The organism is Streptomyces sp. NPDC058086 (assembly GCF_042885015.1).
In the GTDB taxonomy this organism is placed as follows: Bacteria; Actinomycetota; Actinomycetes; order Streptomycetales; family Streptomycetaceae; genus Streptomyces.
On record NZ_JBHVST010000032.1, the window covers coordinates 1 to 16068 of the forward strand.

General features: G+C 70.0%; 19 protein-coding genes. 18 read left to right on the plus strand and 1 reads right to left on the minus strand.

Annotation, left to right across the window (positions count from 1 at the left end; translation table 11 throughout):
• Positions 1-109 precede the first annotated feature (109 nt).
• Positions 110-937, minus strand: a complete 828-nt coding sequence (locus ACFVWD_RS24585) for a class I SAM-dependent methyltransferase (RefSeq protein ID WP_389598984.1) — start codon at positions 935-937, stop codon at positions 110-112.
• A 199-nt stretch (positions 938-1136) separates the two neighbouring features.
• Here ACFVWD_RS24585 and proS point away from each other — a divergent pair, with 199 nt between their 5' ends.
• The 18 genes from proS to ACFVWD_RS24675 all read left to right on the plus strand — a co-directional run bounded on the left by proS (position 1137) and on the right by ACFVWD_RS24675 (position 15868).
• The gene (gene proS, locus ACFVWD_RS24590; RefSeq protein ID WP_389598986.1) at positions 1137-2552 is read left to right on the plus strand and encodes a proline--tRNA ligase; all 1416 of its coding nucleotides are present in this window, start codon (positions 1137-1139) and stop codon (positions 2550-2552) included.
• Positions 2553-2803: 251 nt separating this feature from the next.
• Positions 2804-3400, plus strand: coding sequence for a hypothetical protein (locus ACFVWD_RS24595; RefSeq protein WP_168530431.1), 597 nt, complete (start codon positions 2804-2806; stop codon positions 3398-3400).
• A 308-nt stretch (positions 3401-3708) separates the two neighbouring features.
• A complete protein-coding gene (rpsP, locus tag ACFVWD_RS24600) occupies positions 3709-4137 on the plus strand; it encodes a 30S ribosomal protein S16 (protein WP_060901212.1) in 429 nt (142 codons plus the stop codon).
• A gap of 2 nt (positions 4138-4139) precedes the next feature.
• Positions 4140-4379 carry an RNA-binding protein gene (locus ACFVWD_RS24605; protein WP_005479813.1) on the plus strand — a complete coding sequence of 80 codons (240 nt, stop codon included), beginning with the start codon at positions 4140-4142 and terminating at the stop codon, positions 4377-4379.
• Between the two features lie 107 nt (positions 4380-4486).
• A complete protein-coding gene (gene rimM, locus ACFVWD_RS24610; protein ID WP_389598988.1) occupies positions 4487-5074 on the plus strand; it encodes a ribosome maturation factor RimM in 588 nt (195 codons plus the stop codon).
• Positions 5074-5895, plus strand: coding sequence for a tRNA (guanosine(37)-N1)-methyltransferase TrmD (gene trmD / locus ACFVWD_RS24615; protein WP_101400909.1), 822 nt, complete (start codon positions 5074-5076; stop codon positions 5893-5895). Before rimM ends, trmD begins: the two co-directional genes overlap by 1 nt.
• A gap of 131 nt (positions 5896-6026) precedes the next feature.
• A complete protein-coding gene (rplS, locus tag ACFVWD_RS24620; RefSeq protein ID WP_054235359.1) occupies positions 6027-6377 on the plus strand; it encodes a 50S ribosomal protein L19 in 351 nt (116 codons plus the stop codon).
• A gap of 45 nt (positions 6378-6422) precedes the next feature.
• A complete protein-coding gene (gene lepB, locus ACFVWD_RS24625) occupies positions 6423-7139 on the plus strand; it encodes a signal peptidase I (protein ID WP_389598989.1) in 717 nt (238 codons plus the stop codon).
• On the plus strand, positions 7132-8214 hold the full coding sequence (gene lepB, locus ACFVWD_RS24630; protein WP_389598990.1) for a signal peptidase I: 1083 nt from the start codon (positions 7132-7134) through the stop codon (positions 8212-8214). The genes lepB (ACFVWD_RS24625) and lepB (ACFVWD_RS24630) overlap by 8 nt, the downstream gene beginning before the upstream one ends.
• A complete protein-coding gene (lepB, locus tag ACFVWD_RS24635) occupies positions 8099-9049 on the plus strand; it encodes a signal peptidase I (protein WP_389598991.1) in 951 nt (316 codons plus the stop codon). The genes lepB (ACFVWD_RS24630) and lepB (ACFVWD_RS24635) overlap by 116 nt, the downstream gene beginning before the upstream one ends.
• An 80-nt stretch (positions 9050-9129) precedes the next feature.
• The gene (gene lepB / locus ACFVWD_RS24640; RefSeq protein WP_389598993.1) at positions 9130-9873 is read left to right on the plus strand and encodes a signal peptidase I; all 744 of its coding nucleotides are present in this window, start codon (positions 9130-9132) and stop codon (positions 9871-9873) included.
• Entirely contained in the window at positions 9863-10393 is a 531-nt protein-coding gene (locus ACFVWD_RS24645) for an NUDIX hydrolase (protein ID WP_389598994.1), read from the plus strand. The genes lepB (ACFVWD_RS24640) and ACFVWD_RS24645 overlap by 11 nt, the downstream gene beginning before the upstream one ends.
• A 55-nt stretch (positions 10394-10448) precedes the next feature.
• Positions 10449-10757: a DUF2469 domain-containing protein gene (locus ACFVWD_RS24650; RefSeq protein ID WP_003965949.1), complete on the plus strand. Its 309-nt coding sequence runs from the start codon at positions 10449-10451 to the stop codon at positions 10755-10757.
• A gap of 159 nt (positions 10758-10916) precedes the next feature.
• The gene (locus tag ACFVWD_RS24655) at positions 10917-11288 is read left to right on the plus strand and encodes a YraN family protein (protein WP_168495969.1); all 372 of its coding nucleotides are present in this window, start codon (positions 10917-10919) and stop codon (positions 11286-11288) included.
• Positions 11288-12907, plus strand: a complete 1620-nt coding sequence (locus ACFVWD_RS24660; RefSeq protein WP_389598995.1) for a YifB family Mg chelatase-like AAA ATPase — start codon at positions 11288-11290, stop codon at positions 12905-12907. Before ACFVWD_RS24655 ends, ACFVWD_RS24660 begins: the two co-directional genes overlap by 1 nt.
• The gene (gene dprA, locus ACFVWD_RS24665; protein ID WP_389598997.1) at positions 12904-14052 is read left to right on the plus strand and encodes a DNA-processing protein DprA; all 1149 of its coding nucleotides are present in this window, start codon (positions 12904-12906) and stop codon (positions 14050-14052) included. The genes ACFVWD_RS24660 and dprA overlap by 4 nt, the downstream gene beginning before the upstream one ends.
• A gap of 272 nt (positions 14053-14324) precedes the next feature.
• Positions 14325-15167, plus strand: coding sequence for an RNA polymerase sigma factor WhiG (gene whiG, locus ACFVWD_RS24670; RefSeq protein WP_067371119.1), 843 nt, complete (start codon positions 14325-14327; stop codon positions 15165-15167).
• 143 nt (positions 15168-15310) lie between these two features.
• Complete coding sequence (locus ACFVWD_RS24675) at positions 15311-15868, plus strand: TetR/AcrR family transcriptional regulator (protein WP_389599088.1); 558 nt, start codon at positions 15311-15313, stop codon at positions 15866-15868.
• Positions 15869-16068 lie beyond the last annotated feature (200 nt).

Here is a 16068-nt window from a genome sequence, read left to right on the forward strand (position 1 = left end):
GGGCTGCGGGAATCGGCGAGACGGGTCTTCAGAGTCTGGGCGCCGAGGGCGAGGCAGACCCCGAGCAGCAGGGACCGGTAGGGGCGGCGGGGGCGAAGACCCGGCGACCTCAGCCCGTGCGTGCGATCAGGTACCGGAACACATTCGGCATCCACACCGTGCCGTCCGCGCGCTGATACGGATGCAGCGCCTCCGTCAGCTCCTTGCCGACCTGCACCACATCCGTCGCACCGACCGCCGCGTCGAACAGCCCGGTCGACAACAACCCCCGCACCGCGCTCTCCACGTCCGCGTACCCGAAGGGACACGCCACCCGCCCGGACCCGTCCGGCCGGAGCCCGGCCCGCTCGGCGACCTCCTCCAGGTCGTCCCGGCGAGGAGCCTGCCCGCACCCCTCGCCCGGCAGCACCGCGGACGTGGCACACCGCTCCGGCGGCCCCCATCCGACCAGCACCACGGCCGCCCCCCGCTCGGCGAGCGGAGTGGCCGCCGACAGCAGCTCCCCGAGTTCCTCGGCGTCCCCCGGCGCGCACCCGATCGGCTCGAACGCGGTCACCAGCGTGTACGCGGCCGCCGCCGGGTCGGCGAGGTCCGAGGGAGACCCCTCCACGATCCGGGCGTCGGCACGCGCGCGTGTGCCCCACCCGTCCGGCAGTAACCGTTCCCGCGCGAGTGCCACGCGTTCGGGCGAAGAGGAGTCGACGCCGGTCACCGCCGCTCCCCGGGACGCCGCCATCAGAAGGGCCAGCCCCGTACCGCAGCGCAGGCCGAGGACCCGTGCCCCGGCGCCCACTTCGAGCCGCTCGTAGACGGCTTCGTAGAGCGGCACCAGCATCCGCTCCTGGATCTCGGCCCAGTCACGCGCGCGTGCACACGGATCCACCCGGGGCGGCGCGGCCGCGTGAGGTAGGTGATGCCGCACGAGCGTAGGTGTCATCGAAAGCGCCCCAATCCGCCGAGAGTTGCCGCTGCGCCCCGTTTCCCTTGCCCCCGTGCAGTGCGCTCGCTCTTCCCCCGTATGTCAGGTAACTCCGCACTCGTCGCGCCGTCCAGGGGTTGTGGCGCGCTGCTTGCGCGCTGTCCGCGCGCGGCACAAGAATTCACATGCCGGCAACGTGTGCCCGTACGATCGCGCCATGGCAAAGGCACCCGTTCTCACGCCCCAGGCGGACGACTTCCCGCGCTGGTACCAGGATCTGATCGCCAAGGCCGAGCTGGCCGACAACGGACCGGTGCGCGGCTCCATGGTCATCCGACCGTACGGGTACGGGCTGTGGGAGCGGATGCAGGCGGAGATGGACGCCCGCATCAAGGAGACGGGTACCCAGAACGCGTACTTCCCGTTGCTGATCCCGCAGTCGTACCTCACCAAGGAGGCCGACCACGTCGAGGGCTTCGCACCGGAGCTCGCGGTGGTCACGCACGGCGGCGGCAAGGAGCTCGAGGAGCCCGCGGTCGTCCGCCCCACCTCCGAGATGATCATCAACGACTACTTCTCGAAGTGGGTGCAGAGCTACCGCGACCTGCCGCTGCTGATCAACCAGTGGGCGAACGTGGTCCGTTGGGAGCTGCGGCCCCGCCTCTTCCTGCGCACGTCCGAGTTCCTCTGGCAGGAGGGCCACACCGCGCACGCCACGTACGAGGACGCCCGCGACTTCGCCGCGCACATCCACCGCCAGGTGTACGAGGACTTCATGCTGAACGTTCTCGGCATGGATGTCGTCCCCGGCCGCAAGACCGCCAAGGAGCGCTTCGCGGGTGCCATCAACACCCTCACGCTCGAAGGCATGATGGGCGACGGCAAGGCCCTCCAGATGGCCACCAGCCACGAGCTGGGCCAGAACTTCGCCAAGGCCTTCAACACCCAGTACCTGTCGAAGGAAGGCAAGCAGGAGCTGGTCTGGCAGACCTCCTGGGGCTCGACGACCCGCATGATCGGCGCCCTGGTGATGATGCACGGCGACGACAACGGACTGCGCGTCCCGCCGCGGCTCGCCCAGATCCAGGCCGTCGTCCTCGCGATCAAGGGCGACGAGGCGGTTCTGGCCAAGGTCCGCGAAATCGGCGACCGGTTGAAGGCGGCGGGTGTACGCGTCCACGTGGACGACCGCACCGACGTCCCGTTCGGGCGGCGCGCCGTCGACTGGGAGCTCAAGGGCGTCCCCGTCCGCGTCGAGGTCGGGCCCCGTGACCTGGAGAACGGCACCGCGATGCTGGTGCGCCGTATCCCCGGCGGCAAGGAGCCGGTTGTCATCGACGCTCTGGCGGAACTGCTCCCCACCGTCCTCGAAGAGGACCAGGCGCTGCTTCTGAAGCAGTCGCGTGAGCGTCGGGAGTCCCGCACTTCGGAGGTGTCGACGATCCAGGAGGCCGTCGAGACGGCCGCCGCCGGCGGCTGGGCGCGCATTCCGTGGGCCGACCTCGGGGAAGAGGGCGAGGCCGAGCTCGCCGAGCACTCCGTGACCGTACGGTGTCTGGTCGCCGAGGACGGGTCGGTGCCCGACACCGACGACGCACCCGGTAACGTCGCGGTCGTCGCGCGCGCTTACTGAGTAGGCCGCCAGCGAGGCCGAAACGCCTCTTGCGCATCTGATGACCACAGGGGCCCCGGCGCGCGGACACCGTCTACGCGCCGGGGCGTACGCGTTACTACGTACCAGCTTGGTGTGAGCTGTGAGGCTTCTCCGCAGATCAGCGCACCCGCCCTCGTCCGGACGCATCAGCGGCAACTGACGGGTACGTGCAAATTATTTGGGATGCCCCGGAATAGGAACACAGAGGCCCCCCGGCTCGTTGTCATTACGTGAGCACGACACCACCTGTTCTCGCCGCAGAGCTGGCAGGGGCGTGGGCCGACATTCAGCGGCACCACCCCGAACTGCCCGATCTTGCCGCGCCAGAGTCCCTGATCGGAGAGTCGTCGTCCGCCTGCGGGCACGAACTCTCCTTCGAACGACTGCTGCATGAGGCAGTCCATGGCATCGCAGCCGCCCGCGGAGTCCGCGACACTTCGCGCGCCGGCCGGTACCACAACCGCAGATTCCTCGCCATCGCCGAAGAGCTGGGCCTCGACCACCCGGAGGAGCCGCACCCCAGCAGTGGCTTCTCCCTGGTCACGCTCAACCCCGAGGCGAAGCGGCGCTACCGCCCGACGATCGAGCGGCTGCAGCGCGCCCTGAAGGCACATACCGCCGCGACCGCCGCGGACACGGCCCGCTCGTTCCGGGGCCCGGCCGCCCGGCACGGCTCCTCCGGGGGAGGTGTCCGCGTCAAGGCGGTCTGCGACTGCGGCCGCAACGTACGGGTCGTCCCGTCCGTGCTGGCGCAGGCGCCGATCGTGTGCGGAGGATGCGGGAAGCCGTTCCGCATCCCTGAAGCCGTGGGCGCCGCGGCGAGCTGAGCGGACGGCTGCTCGTGGCAGCCGTACTCACTCGGAGTCAGCCCCGCGCGGCGGCACCCGGTCCGAGCCGGGCGCGCTGCCGACCTCGGCGGTGACCCCCGGTGCCGTGCATCCGGCGCCGGGGGTCACCGCACGCTGCCCCGTGAAGGCGACCCGCCAGGGTGTGGCACAATGGCTAGCTGTACTCGACAGCCGCACAGGACCCCTCTCTCCTCCGGCTGACGCGTCCATCGGGCACTCGGGTACCGCAACCCCACGCGGCCATCTCGCCGTGCCCAACCACGTCAAGACCAGGAGACACCACTTCCGTGGCAGTCAAGATCAAGCTGAAGCGTCTGGGCAAGATCCGTTCGCCTCACTACCGCATCGTCGTCGCCGACTCCCGTACCCGCCGTGATGGTCGGGCCATCGAGGAGATCGGTCTGTACCACCCGGTGCAGAACCCCTCGCGCATCGAGGTCGACTCGGACCGTGCGCAGTACTGGCTGGGTGTCGGCGCGCAGCCGACCGAGCCCGTTCTCGCCATCCTGAAGCTGACCGGCGACTGGCAGAAGTTCAAGGGCGAGCCCGCCCCTGCTCCGCTGCTCGTGGCCGAGCCGAAGGCGACGCGCCCGTCGTTCGACGCCCTGGGCGGCGACGACGAGGGCAAGGGTGAGGCCATCACCCAGAAGAAGAAGGCTGAGAAGAAGGACGAGGCCCCGGCCGCGTCTTCTTCGTCTGAGTCGACCGAGGCCTGAGCATGCTCGAGGAGGCTCTCGAGCACCTCGTCAAGGGCATTGTCGACAACCCCGACGATGTGCAGGTCGCTTCGCGCGACCTGCGCCGTGGGCGCGTTCTCGAGGTCCGGGTGCACCCCGACGACCTCGGCAAGGTGATCGGCCGCAACGGCCGTACCGCCCGCGCTCTGCGGACCGTCGTGGGTGCCATCGGCGGCCGAGGTGTCCGCGTCGACCTCGTCGACGTGGACCACGTCCGCTGACGTAACAGGCAGCACCGGCTCGGGCCGGGGAGGGCTTTCGAGCCGTCCCCGGCCCGTAGTCGTCTACGAACCCATGCCGTAGGCACATCGACAGGAGATCAAGCACAGTGCAGCTGGTAGTCGCTCGCGTCGGCCGCGCCCACGGCATCAAGGGCGAGGTCACCGTGGAGGTCCGTACGGACGAGCCGGAACTCAGGCTCGGGCCCGGCGCCGTCCTGCTCACCGATCCGGCCTCCGCCGGACCGCTGACCATCGAGACCGGCCGGGTGCACAGCGGCCGTCTGCTGCTGCGCTTCGCAGGCGTACGCGACCGGAACGCCGCCGAGGCGCTGCGTAACATCCTCCTGATCGCCGAGGTGGACCCGGACCAGCAGCCCGAGGACCCGGACGAGTACTACGACCACCAGCTGATGGACCTGGACGTGGTCACCAAGGACGGGGTGGAGGTCGGACGGATCACGGAGATCTCCCATCTGCCCTCGCAGGACCTGTTCGTGGTCGAGCGGCCCGACGGGAGTGAGGTCATGATCCCGTTCGTCGAGGAGATCGTCACCGAGATCGACCTGGAGGAGCAGCGGGCCGTCATCGACCCGCCGCCGGGCCTGATCGACGAGCGGGCGGAAATCGTCTCCTCCAGGGACACGGAGAACGCCTCCGCCAAGGACGACGAGGACTCCTCGGGGGCCGACGCCTGATGCGGCTCGACGTCGTCACGATCTTCCCCGAGTACCTGGAACCCCTCAACGTCTCGCTCGTCGGCAAGGCACGCGCGCGTGGGCAGCTGAATGTGCACGTGCATGATCTTCGGGAGTGGACGTACGACCGTCACAACACGGTCGACGACACCCCGTACGGCGGCGGCCCCGGCATGGTGATGAAGACCGAGCCCTGGGGCGACGCCCTGGACTCCGTCCTGGCCGACGGCTACGAGACCGGCTCCCACGGGCCCGTCCTGGTCGTGCCCACGCCGAGTGGGCGCCCCTTCACCCAGGAACTCGCCGTCGAGCTCTCCGAGCGCCCCTGGCTGGTCTTCACTCCCGCCCGCTACGAGGGCATCGACCGTAGGGTCATCGACGAATACGCGACCCGGATGCCCGTCTACGAGGTGTCCATCGGCGACTATGTACTCGCCGGCGGAGAGGCCGCCGTACTCGTCGTCACGGAGGCCGTGGCGCGACTGCTGCCGGGTGTTCTCGGCAACGCCGAGTCCCACCGGGACGACTCGTTCGCCCCCGGCGCCATGGCCAACCTCCTGGAGGGGCCCGTTTACACCAAGCCCCCGGCGTGGCGCGGCCGTGAGATCCCCGGAGTGCTGGTCAGCGGCCACCACGGGAAGATCGCCCGCTGGCGCCGCGACGAGGCCCTGCGCCGTACGGCGGCGAACCGGCCCGACCTCATCGAGCGTTGCGACCCTTCCGTCTTCGACAAGAAGGACCGCGAAATGCTCTCGATCCTGGGCTGGCAGCCGGAACCCGGCGGTCGATTTTGGCGCAGACCAGAGGCCGTGGAAGAATAGGCCGCTGTTGTCTGCGTAGACCGGGCGCCCCTGCCACAGGGGGACACGACGTCCGCCCCGACGCGGCAGCACCCTCTTGGAAAACTAGCTCCCGTTGATGACCTGTGGCATCAGCGAAGAAAGCAGACGAAATGTCTCACCTGCTCGACTCCGTCGACAGCGCGTCGCTGCGCAGCGACATCCCGGCCTTCCGCCCGGGTGACACCGTCAACGTCCACGTCCGCGTCATCGAGGGCAACCGCTCCCGTGTGCAGCAGTTCAAGGGCGTAGTCATCCGCCGTCAGGGCGCCGGTGTCCGCGAGACCTTCACGGTCCGCAAGGTCTCCTTCTCGGTCGGCGTCGAGCGTACCTTCCCGGTGCACACCCCGATCGTCGAGAAGATCGAGCTCGTCACCCGTGGTGACGTGCGTCGCGCGAAGCTGTACTACCTGCGTGACCTGCGCGGCAAGGCCGCGAAGATCAAGGAGAAGCGCGACAACTGAGCTCGCGAAGGGGTTCACATGGACGCCGGATAACATCTGGCTCCGATGGACACCGAAGCACAGCACACGGAGCGCGACCGCTCCTCCCGCCCCACTGAGTCCGAGGACATCTCGGACGCCGAGGGGCCGGAGGGACGGTCGCGTTTCGCGTTGGTGGCCCGGGCCGCGGACTGGATCCCAGGTGGGCGGATCACTCTGACCGCGCTGGTCTGTCTGCTGTTCCTGGTGCTGTTCAGCAACTTCGTGATGCAGCCGTTCGAGATTCCCAGCAGCTCGATGGAGCGCGGATTGAGGATCGGGGACCGCGTTCTCGTAAATAAGTTGGCGTACCGTTTTGGTGCTGAGCCGCGGCGGGGCGATGTCGTCGTGTTCGACGGCACCGGGTATTTCGGGAACGCCGACTACGTCAAACGCGTCGTCGGTGTGGGGGGAGACCACGTGGTCTGCTGCGACAAGGAGGGGAGACTCGAGGTGAACGGCCGGTCGGTCGACGAGTCGACGTTTCTGTACCCGGGGGACAGCCCGTCCGACGTCTCCTTCGACGTCGTGGTGCCCACCGGCAGCCTGTTCCTCCTCGGTGACCACCGCAGCGACTCGAGCGACTCCCGCGACCACCTGGGGTCTCCCGGCGGCGGCATGGTCCCCGTCGGTGACGTGATCGGCCGGGCCGACTGGATCGCCTGGCCCGCGGGCCACTGGACCCGGCTGGAGCGTGCCGCCGCCTACGCGCGTGTGCCCACCGCGGACGGCGCCCATGGGTAACCGTGGCAGGCCGCGTGGGGTCTCCGACCATGCTGCCGACAACCTGCTGCCCACCGGTACCCGGCGCGCCGCCGGCGGCGCCGTCCGGCCCGGCCGTGCCGAGCGCCGCAAGCTCCAGCGCAAGGTCAAGCGGCGCCGACGGCGCTCCGCGATCAAGGAGATACCCCTCCTTGTGGGCGTCGCGGTGCTCATAGCCCTGGTCCTCAAGACGTTCCTCGTCCAGGCCTTCGTGATCCCGTCGGGCTCCATGGAGAACACGATCCAGATCGGCGACCGTGTGCTCGTCGACAAGTTCACGCCATGGTTCGGCTCCAAGCCCCAGCGCGGCGACGTCGTCGTCTTCAAGGACCCCGGCAACTGGCTGGCCGGGGAGAAGACCACCAAGAAGAACGACCCCGTCGTCGTCAAGCAGGTCAAAGAGGGCCTGACGGCCATCGGTCTGCTGCCCTCCGACAACGACAAGGACCTCATCAAGCGGGTCGTCGCGGTCGGAGGCGACACCGTGAAGTGCTGCGACACCCAAGGGCGCGTGACCGTCAACGGCATGCCGCTCAACGAGCCGTACATCCAGGCCGGGAACAAGCCGTCGGACTTCTCCTTCGAAGAGACCGTGCCCAAGGGCCGTCTCTGGGTGATGGGCGACCACCGGGCCAACTCCGCCGACTCCCGCTACCACCGCACCGAGAAATACGGCGGTACCGTCTCCGAGAGCTCGGTCGTCGGCAGAGCCATGGTCATCGCCTGGCCCTTCGGGCACTGGGCCCGTCTGAAGGAACCGGACACGTTCGCGTCCGTACCGAGCGGGTCGGCAACCGCTCTCGGCGCGTCGCATAGGGTGGCGTCCGCGGATCTCAATCGATTGATCCCGCTCCCGAGCCCTGCGGAACTCCCGCTCGTTATGGGAGTGGTGGGCCTGCGCCGGATCCGGCGCAGGCGGCGGCACGGAGTGAGGAGTGGATGTGGGGGATTTGGCGGTCGGCGCACGATCCGGACACGATGGCCCCGAGGAGCAGCCGGAGCGACCCGACGGATCGGCCACCCCGGCCACGAACGACGTCGCTGGTTCCGGGAGTGACTCCGGGGACGGTGGCGGCGGTACGAAGGAGCAGGGCGAGCAGGAGCCGAAGCCCAAGAAGCCGCGTTCCTTCTGGAAGGAGCTTCCGCTCCTCATCGGTATCGCGCTCGTTCTCGCGCTGCTGATCAAGACTTTCCTGGTCCAGGCGTTCTCGATTCCCTCGGACTCGATGCAGAACACCCTTCAGCAGGGCGACCGGGTCCTGGTCGACAAGCTCACCCCGTGGTTCGGTTCGGAGCCCTCGCGCGGCGAGGTGGTCGTCTTCCACGACCCCGACAACTGGCTGGCGGGTGAGCCCACACCGAACCCGAACGCCGTGCAGACGTTCCTCAGCAAGATCGGCCTGATGCCGTCCGCCAACGAGAAGGACCTCATCAAGCGGGTCATCGGTGTCGCCGGTGACACGATCGAGTGCAAGGGCAGCGGCCCGGTGACGGTCAACGGCAAGGCACTGAACGAGGAGTCGTACGTCTACGCCGGGAACACCCCCTGCAGTGTCGACGACCAGGGCGGCCAGTTCAAGGTGACGGTACCCAAGGGCAAAATCTGGGTCATGGGTGACCACCGGCAGAATTCGCTGGACTCGCGCTATCACCAGCAGGACGATCACCAGGGCTTCGTGCCGGTGGGCAATGTCGTCGGCCGCGCCATCGTGATCGCCTGGCCGCCCACCCGCTGGGACACGCTGCCGATTCCCGACACCTTCGACCAGAACCTCAGCGCGGCCGCTCCGGGCGCGCTCGGACTGGCCGGCGCGGTGCCGCTGGTGCTGTGGCGCAGGCGTCGCCTTACCGCCGGAAACCCGAGGGTTTCTGGTCGGGGTACCGCCGGGTAGGGTGCCGTCCCAGATCGCCGATCTTCCGCGGCCCACAGGTCGGGCCGTGGGATCGATTCTCCGAGTTGGGGAGCACTGGGATGAGCAGGACATCAGGTCGTACGGACGAGGGCCGCGGGCGGCTCGGCAGCGTGCTGTCGGGGCTGGCCGTGGCCCTCGGCTGTGTGCTCTTTCTCGGCGGCTTCGCCTGGGGTGCGATCGAATACCAGCCGTACACCGTGCCGACCGAGTCGATGGTGCCGACCATCAAGGCGGGCGATCGCATTCTGGCCCAGCGGATCGATGGCAGTGACATCAAGCGCGGCGATGTCATCGTCTTCAAGCAGAAGAGCTGGGGCGACATGCTCCTCGTCAAGCGGGTCGTCGCGGTCGGCGGTGACACGGTCGCGTGCTGCACGAACGGCAAGCTGACCGTCAACGGCAAGCAGATCGACGAGCCGTATCTCGCCAAGGGCCAGGCCGCAGAGTCGACCCAGATCCCGACCGTCGAGGTACCCAAGGACCGGCTCTTCCTGCTCGGCGACGAGCGCAGTGGCTCACTGGACTCCACGGCCCACCTCACCGAGGCCTTCAACGGCACCGTCGCGCGCAGTGCGGTGAAGGGCCGTGTGGACGCCATCGCCTGGCCGATGAACGGCATGCTGGCGCGCCCCACGGGCTTCGAGAAGCTGGGCGGGATCTCGTCACCAGGGCCGTTGCGGCTGGTCCTGACCGCCATCGTGGTCGGCGCGGTGCTGGTGCTGGGCGGGGCGGCGTACGGGCCGATCGCCAAGCGGCTGAGCCGGCGCGGCCGGACGCGGAGGGAGCTCGCCGGTGCCGCCTGAGGCATCGGACGGGGGTTCGGTCGAGAACTCCAACGGCGGCGGGCCCCGGAAGGTGGCCCGGGTCGTGCTGCTCGACGCGGAGGACCGCATTCTGCTGCTGCACGGTCACGAGCCGGACGATCCGGCGGACGACTGGTGGTTCACGCCCGGCGGGGGCCTCGAGGGCGACGAGACGCGCGAGGAGGCCGCGCTGCGGGAACTCGTGGAGGAGACCGGCATCACCGAGGTCGAGCTCGGCCCGGTGCTGTGGCAGCGGAGCTGCTCGTTCCCGTTCGCGGGGCGGCGCTGGGACCAGGACGAGTGGTACTTCCTGGCCCGTACGACCCAGAAGGGAACCGTCGCCGCCGGGCTGACGGAGCTGGAACGGCGCAGTGTCGCCGGAGCACGCTGGTGGACGTGCCGGGAACTGACCGAGGCACATGAGACGGTGTATCCGACCAGGCTCGCCGGGCTGCTGCGCAGGCTGCTCGACGAGGGTCCTCCGGCCAGGCCCGAGATCCTCGACACCGAAATCGTCTAGAGGCTCGCGGGGCTGGCGCACAATAGGGGGACGCACGGCTGAAGGGGAACATGCCATGAGCGCCGAGGACCTCGAGAAGTACGAGACCGAGATGGAGCTGAAGCTCTATCGGGAGTACCGCGATGTCGTCGGTCTGTTCAAATATGTGATCGAGACCGAACGGCGCTTCTACCTCACCAACGACTACGAGATGCAGGTGCACTCGGTCCAGGGCGAGGTGTTCTTCGAGGTGTCCATGGCGGATGCCTGGGTGTGGGACATGTATCGACCTGCTCGCTTCGTGAAGCAGGTGCGTGTCCTCACGTTCAAGGACGTGAATATCGAGGAGCTGAACAAGAGCGATCTGGAGCTGCCGGGCGGCTGATGACGGGTGGCCGATGGCGGGCGGCTGACGACGGGCGGCTGACGACGGGCCAGGAACCCTCGTGTGGGTGAGGGAGTTGTCCACAGTCGGCCGCTTGTCCACCAAGATCCAATAGTCGGACGAAGTGGCCTCAGTGTTGGCGCCGGAGGTGGTGCCGGCATGAATACACCCGAGGCACGCAACGCACTGGGCAAGTACGGCGAGGATCTGGCCGCACGGCGGTTGACCGAGACCGGGATGACGGTCCTGGCGCGCAACTGGCGCGGCGGCAGGACCGGCGAGATCGACATCGTGGCCCGGGACGGCGACGCGCTCGTCGTCTGCGAGGTCAAGACGCGCAAATCGGGAGCCTTCGAGCACCCGATGGCGGCCGTCACCCCGGCCAAGGCACAGCGCCTGCGCGGCCTGGCCGAACGCTGGCTCCAGGAACACGGCGGGGCCCCACCCGGCGGCGTCCGCATCGATCTGATCGGCGTCGTCCTCCCCGAACGCGGCGCCCCCGTGGTCGAGCACGCGCGGGGGGTGGCCTGATGGGATTCGCGCGTACCTGTGCGGTGGCTCTCGTGGGCGTCGAGGGCGTGGTCGTCGAGGTCCAGGCGGACCTGGAGCCGGGCGTCGCGGCCTTCACCCTGGTCGGCCTGCCCGACAAGAGCCTGACCGAGAGCAAGGACCGGGTCCGGGCGGCGGTGGTGAACTCCGGTTCGGCGTGGCCGCAGAAGAAACTCACCGTCGGCCTGAGCCCGGCATCCGTACCCAAGGGCGGCAGCGGTTTCGACCTGGCCGTCGCCTGCGCGGTGCTGGGAGCCGCCGAGCGCATCGATCCCCGGGCGCTCTCCGACATCGTGATGATCGGCGAGCTGGGCCTCGACGGACGCGTACGGCCGGTGCGGGGAGTGCTGCCTGCGGTCCTGGCCGCCGCGGACGCCGGGTACGAGCAGGTGGTGGTGCCCGAGTGCGCGGCGGCCGAGGCCTCGCTCGTACCGGGGATCTCGGTGCTCGGGGTACGCAGTCTGCGCCAGCTGATCGCGGTGCTCACGGACGAGCCGGTGCCCGAGGAGGATCCGGACGAGCAGGGGCGACCGGATCCGCTGATGGCGGGACTACGGATGCCGGGCACGGGCGCCGCCACCGGCATGTTGGGCGCCGCCCAGCACGACCACGGTCACGACCTCGCCGACGTCGTGGGCCAGCACTCGGCACGGACCGCCGTGGAGGTCGCGGCGGCGGGCGGCCACCACCTTTTCCTGGAAGGTCCCCCGGGAGCGGGCAAGACGATGCTCGCCGAGCGCCTGCCGGCCATCCTGCCGCGCCTCACCAAGGGCGAATCCCTGGAGGTCACCGCCGTCCACTCGGTCGCCGGCCTGCTGCCACCGGGCAAACCCCTGGTCGACATCGCCCCCTACTGCGCTCCGCACCACTCGGCGACCATGCAGGCCCTCGTCGGCGGCGGCCAGGGGATCGCACGGCCGGGCGCGGTGTCCCTGGCTCACCGCGGAGTGCTCTTTCTGGACGAAACGCCCGAATTCAGCAGTCAGGCCCTCGACGCGCTGCGCCAGCCTCTGGAGGCGGGGCATGTGGTGATCGCGCGCAGCGCGGGGGTGGTGCGGTTTCCGGCGCGGTTCCTGATGGTGCTGGCGGCGAACCCCTGTCCCTGCGGCCGTTTCTCGCAGCGGGACGACCTGTGCGAGTGCCCGCCCTCGATGATCCGCCGTTACCAGGCCAGGCTCTCCGGACCGCTGCTCGACCGCGTCGACCTGCGGGTCGAGGTGGACCGCGTCACCCGCTCCGAGCTGACCGGGCGCGGTGCGCGGGGTGAATCCACCGAGACGGTCGCCGACCGGGTGCGGGCGGCCAGGGAGCGAGCCGCCGCGCGGCTGGCGGGCACGCCCTGGCGGACGAACAGCGAAGTGCCGGGACGGGAGCTGCGCAGCCGCTGGTACGCGTCCCTGGGCGCGATGGACGAGGCGGAGCGGAGCCTGGAGCGAGGTGCCGTGACCGCCCGCGGCCTCGACCGGGTGCTGCGTGTCGCCTGGACCGTCGCGGACCTGGTGGGACACGACCGGCCCGGCGCGACGGACGTCGCCCTCGCCCTGCAACTGCGCACCGGCGTCCCCCGTGGGGTGCCGATGGCGATCGGCGCGCTGTCGTGAGCCAGGAGGACGAGAGGCTTCAGCGGGCCTTCCTCGCGCGGGTGATCGAACCGGGTGACGAGGTCTGCGGGCGCTGGCTCCGTGCGGTCGGTGCCGCGGAGGCGGTCCGGCGGCTCGTCTCGGGCGGGGAGCAACCGCGGGGAGTGACGGACAAGCGTTGGGCGGGACTGCGGGCCAGGGCGGAGCGGGCGGATCCGGAGCGGGACCTCGCGGTGGCGCGGGAGGCCGGGACCCGGTTCGTGTGCCCTGGAGACCCCGAGTGGCCGGCGCAACTCGACGACCTCGGCGACACGCGTCCCACCGGCCTGTGGGTACGGGGGCGGCCCAGCCTGCGGATATGGGCGCTGCGCTCGGTCGCCGTGGTCGGCGCGCGGGCCTGTACCGAGTACGGCGCCCACATGGCGGCCATGCTCGGCGCCGGGCTCGCCGAGCGGGGCTGGGTGGTGGTGTCGGGCGGTGCCTACGGGGTGGACGGCGCCACGCATCGGGGCGCCCTCGGGGCGGGCGGCGCCACTGTCGCCGTACTGGCCTGCGGAGTCGACCGGCCCTATCCGCGCGGACACACCGAGTTGATCACCAGGATCGCCGAACAGGGGCTGGTCGTGGGGGAGTTGCCGCCCGGCGACCATCCCACGCCGAGCAGATTCATCCTCAGGAACCGGGTCATCGCCGCGCTCACCCGGGGGACCGTGGTCGTCGAGGCCGCGTACCGCAGTGGCGCGCTGGTCACGGCACGGGCGGCGCAGCGGCTGGGGCGGTTCGCGATGGGGGTTCCGGGCCCCGTCACCAGCGGGCTGTCGGCCGGGGTGCACGAGCTGCTGCGCGGGGAAGCGGTCCTGGTCACGGACGCCGCGGACGTCGCCGAACTGGTGGGCGACATCGGTGAGCTGGCCCCGGACCGGCGCGGGCCCGTGCTGCCGCGCGACCTGCTGGATCCGGGCGCCGGGCGTGTGCTGGCCGCGCTGCCGGCGCGCGGTCTGGCGGGGGCGGAGGACATCGCCCGCGGGGCGGGGACCACCACGGACGACGCGGTCGGGAGGCTGTACGAACTCCGATCACTTGGCTTCGTCGAACGACACGGCGACGGCTGGAAGTTGACACGCCAGGCAATGATCTCGGTCCGCGGCGATCGTCGCGGGTGCTGACCGAGCGTGTTCGGCCGTCCGGGCGAACGCCGACAGCCTTGGCAATTCCCGCAGTTGATGTCTCCCAATGATCACGGAGGGCGACGAACATGCCCCCGAGGGACGCACAGCGGAACGTATCTGCGCACGGTTGATCCGCTCCCCTTCGCGCACTGCGACGCTCCAGTCACGCTACGCTCACGTGAATTCCGACGCAGGACAGGCAACTCGACATCAGCGCGACAGCTCACCCAGGTACCCCCAGTTCACGGCAGAACGGCACAAGGCGACGAATGCCCCAGCACACCTCCGGGTCCGATCGGGCGGCGATCCCCCCAGCCGCCCGCGACGGCGGTAGCGTGCGGCCGCCCGCTCCCTCGACGCTCGACGAGCTGTGGCGGTCGTACAAGGCGACGGGGGACGAGCGGCTGCGTGAGCAGTTGATCCTGCACTACTCGCCGCTGGTGAAGTACGTCGCGGGGCGGGTGAGCGTGGGTCTGCCGGCCAATGTGGAGCAGGCCGACTTCGTCTCGTCGGGGGTGTTCGGGCTGATCGACGCGATCGAGAAGTTCGACATCGAGCGGGAGATCAAGTTCGAGACGTACGCGATCACGCGCATCCGGGGCGCGATGATCGACGAGTTGCGGGCGCTGGACTGGATCCCCCGGTCCGTGCGGCAGAAGGCGCGCAATGTGGAGCGGGCGTACGCGACGCTCGAGGCGCGGCTGCGGCGGACGCCGTCGGAGGGAGAGGTGGCCTCCGAGATGGGGATCGGGGTGGAGGAACTCCACGCGGTCTTCAGCCAGTTGTCGCTGGCCAATGTGGTGGCGTTGGAGGAGCTGCTGCACGTCGGCGGTGAGGGCGGTGGCCGGCTGAGTCTGATGGACACGCTGGAGGACACCGCGGCGGACAATCCGGTGGAGGTCGCCGAGGACCGGGAGCTGCGGAGGTTTCTGGCACGGGCGATCAACACGCTGCCGGAGCGGGAGAAGACCGTGGTCACGCTCTACTACTACGAGGGCCTGACGCTCGCGGAGATCGGGAACGTGCTGGGAGTCACGGAGAGCCGGGTGAGCCAGATCCACACCAAGTCGGTGCTGCAGTTGCGCGCCAAGCTGGCGAGTTTCGGGCGCTGACTTCGAGCGGGGCAAGCTGCTGAATCGTCCCTGCCTGGTCGCTCGCCCTCGCTGGCGCGTTCCTTTCGGGTGGTGGGAGTGACTGCCGTCCCGGGCGGTCCGTCCGTAAAGTGGAGGGCGTGCCAAGGATTCGAGCGGCCTCCGTGGCCGAGCACCGGTCGATGCAGCGAGCCGCCCTGCTGGACGCGGCCCGGTCCCTGCTGTCCGAGGGTGGGACGGAGGCGCTGACCTTCCCGGCCCTCGCCGAACGCACGGGGCTCGCGCGGTCCTCCGTGTACGAGTACTTCCGGTCCAGGGCGGCCGTGGTCGAAGAGCTGTGCGAGGTGGACTTTCCGGTCTGGGCCGCGGAGGTCTCGGCGGCGATGGCCGCGGCGGACGGGCCCGAGGACAAGGTCGAGGCGTATGTCCGGCAGCAGTTGGCGCTGGTCGGGGACCGGCGGCACCGGGCTGTCGTGGCCATCTCCGCGAGTGAGCTCGATGCCGGGGCCCGGGAGAAGATCCGCGCGGCGCACGGCGGGCTGGTAGCGATGATCGGCGACGCGCTGCGGGAGATGGGCCACGCCGAGCCTCGGCTGGCCGCGATGCTCCTGCAGGGCGTGGTCGACGCGGCGGTCCGGAGGATCGAGTTGGGAGCCGCGGAAGAGCCCGGCGCGATCACGGACGCCGCGGTGGGCATGGCACTACGGGGCGTACGGGGCTGAGCCCCTGCACGCCGGGTGCCCGGCGACGGGGCGGACGGCACGGCCCGGCCGTGTGCGAAGCGCCGCTCCCTCTTGCGGAGGGAGACGCCTCTCCTGGCCCGGCCCATGTCGACCGGCGGGCAGCGCTTCGGGCGCTCCTCGCCCATGCCCACGCCGGGCTGACTCTGCGCGAGCCGGGCGCCCGGGCCTGAAGCGTGGCC

Bases quoted from the DNA above. Each gene is read 5' to 3' on its own strand.
- lepB (WP_389598989.1), top strand. From the start codon at position 6,423: ATGGACACCGAAGCACAGCACACGGAGCGCGACCGCTCCTCCCGCCCC.
- whiG (WP_067371119.1), top strand. From the start codon at position 14,325: ATGCCCCAGCACACCTCCGGGTCCGATCGGGCGGCGATCCCCCCAGCC.
- ACFVWD_RS24605 (WP_005479813.1), top strand. From the start codon at position 4,140: ATGCTCGAGGAGGCTCTCGAGCACCTCGTCAAGGGCATTGTCGACAAC.
- ACFVWD_RS24650 (WP_003965949.1), top strand. From the start codon at position 10,449: ATGAGCGCCGAGGACCTCGAGAAGTACGAGACCGAGATGGAGCTGAAG.
- ACFVWD_RS24585 (WP_389598984.1), bottom strand. From the start codon at position 937: ATGACACCTACGCTCGTGCGGCATCACCTACCTCACGCGGCCGCGCCG.
- proS (WP_389598986.1), top strand. From the start codon at position 1,137: ATGGCAAAGGCACCCGTTCTCACGCCCCAGGCGGACGACTTCCCGCGC.
- trmD (WP_101400909.1), top strand. From the start codon at position 5,074: ATGCGGCTCGACGTCGTCACGATCTTCCCCGAGTACCTGGAACCCCTC.
- rplS (WP_054235359.1), top strand. From the start codon at position 6,027: ATGTCTCACCTGCTCGACTCCGTCGACAGCGCGTCGCTGCGCAGCGAC.
- ACFVWD_RS24655 (WP_168495969.1), top strand. From the start codon at position 10,917: ATGAATACACCCGAGGCACGCAACGCACTGGGCAAGTACGGCGAGGAT.
- lepB (WP_389598990.1), top strand. From the start codon at position 7,132: ATGGGTAACCGTGGCAGGCCGCGTGGGGTCTCCGACCATGCTGCCGAC.
- ACFVWD_RS24660 (WP_389598995.1), top strand. From the start codon at position 11,288: ATGGGATTCGCGCGTACCTGTGCGGTGGCTCTCGTGGGCGTCGAGGGC.
- lepB (WP_389598993.1), top strand. From the start codon at position 9,130: ATGAGCAGGACATCAGGTCGTACGGACGAGGGCCGCGGGCGGCTCGGC.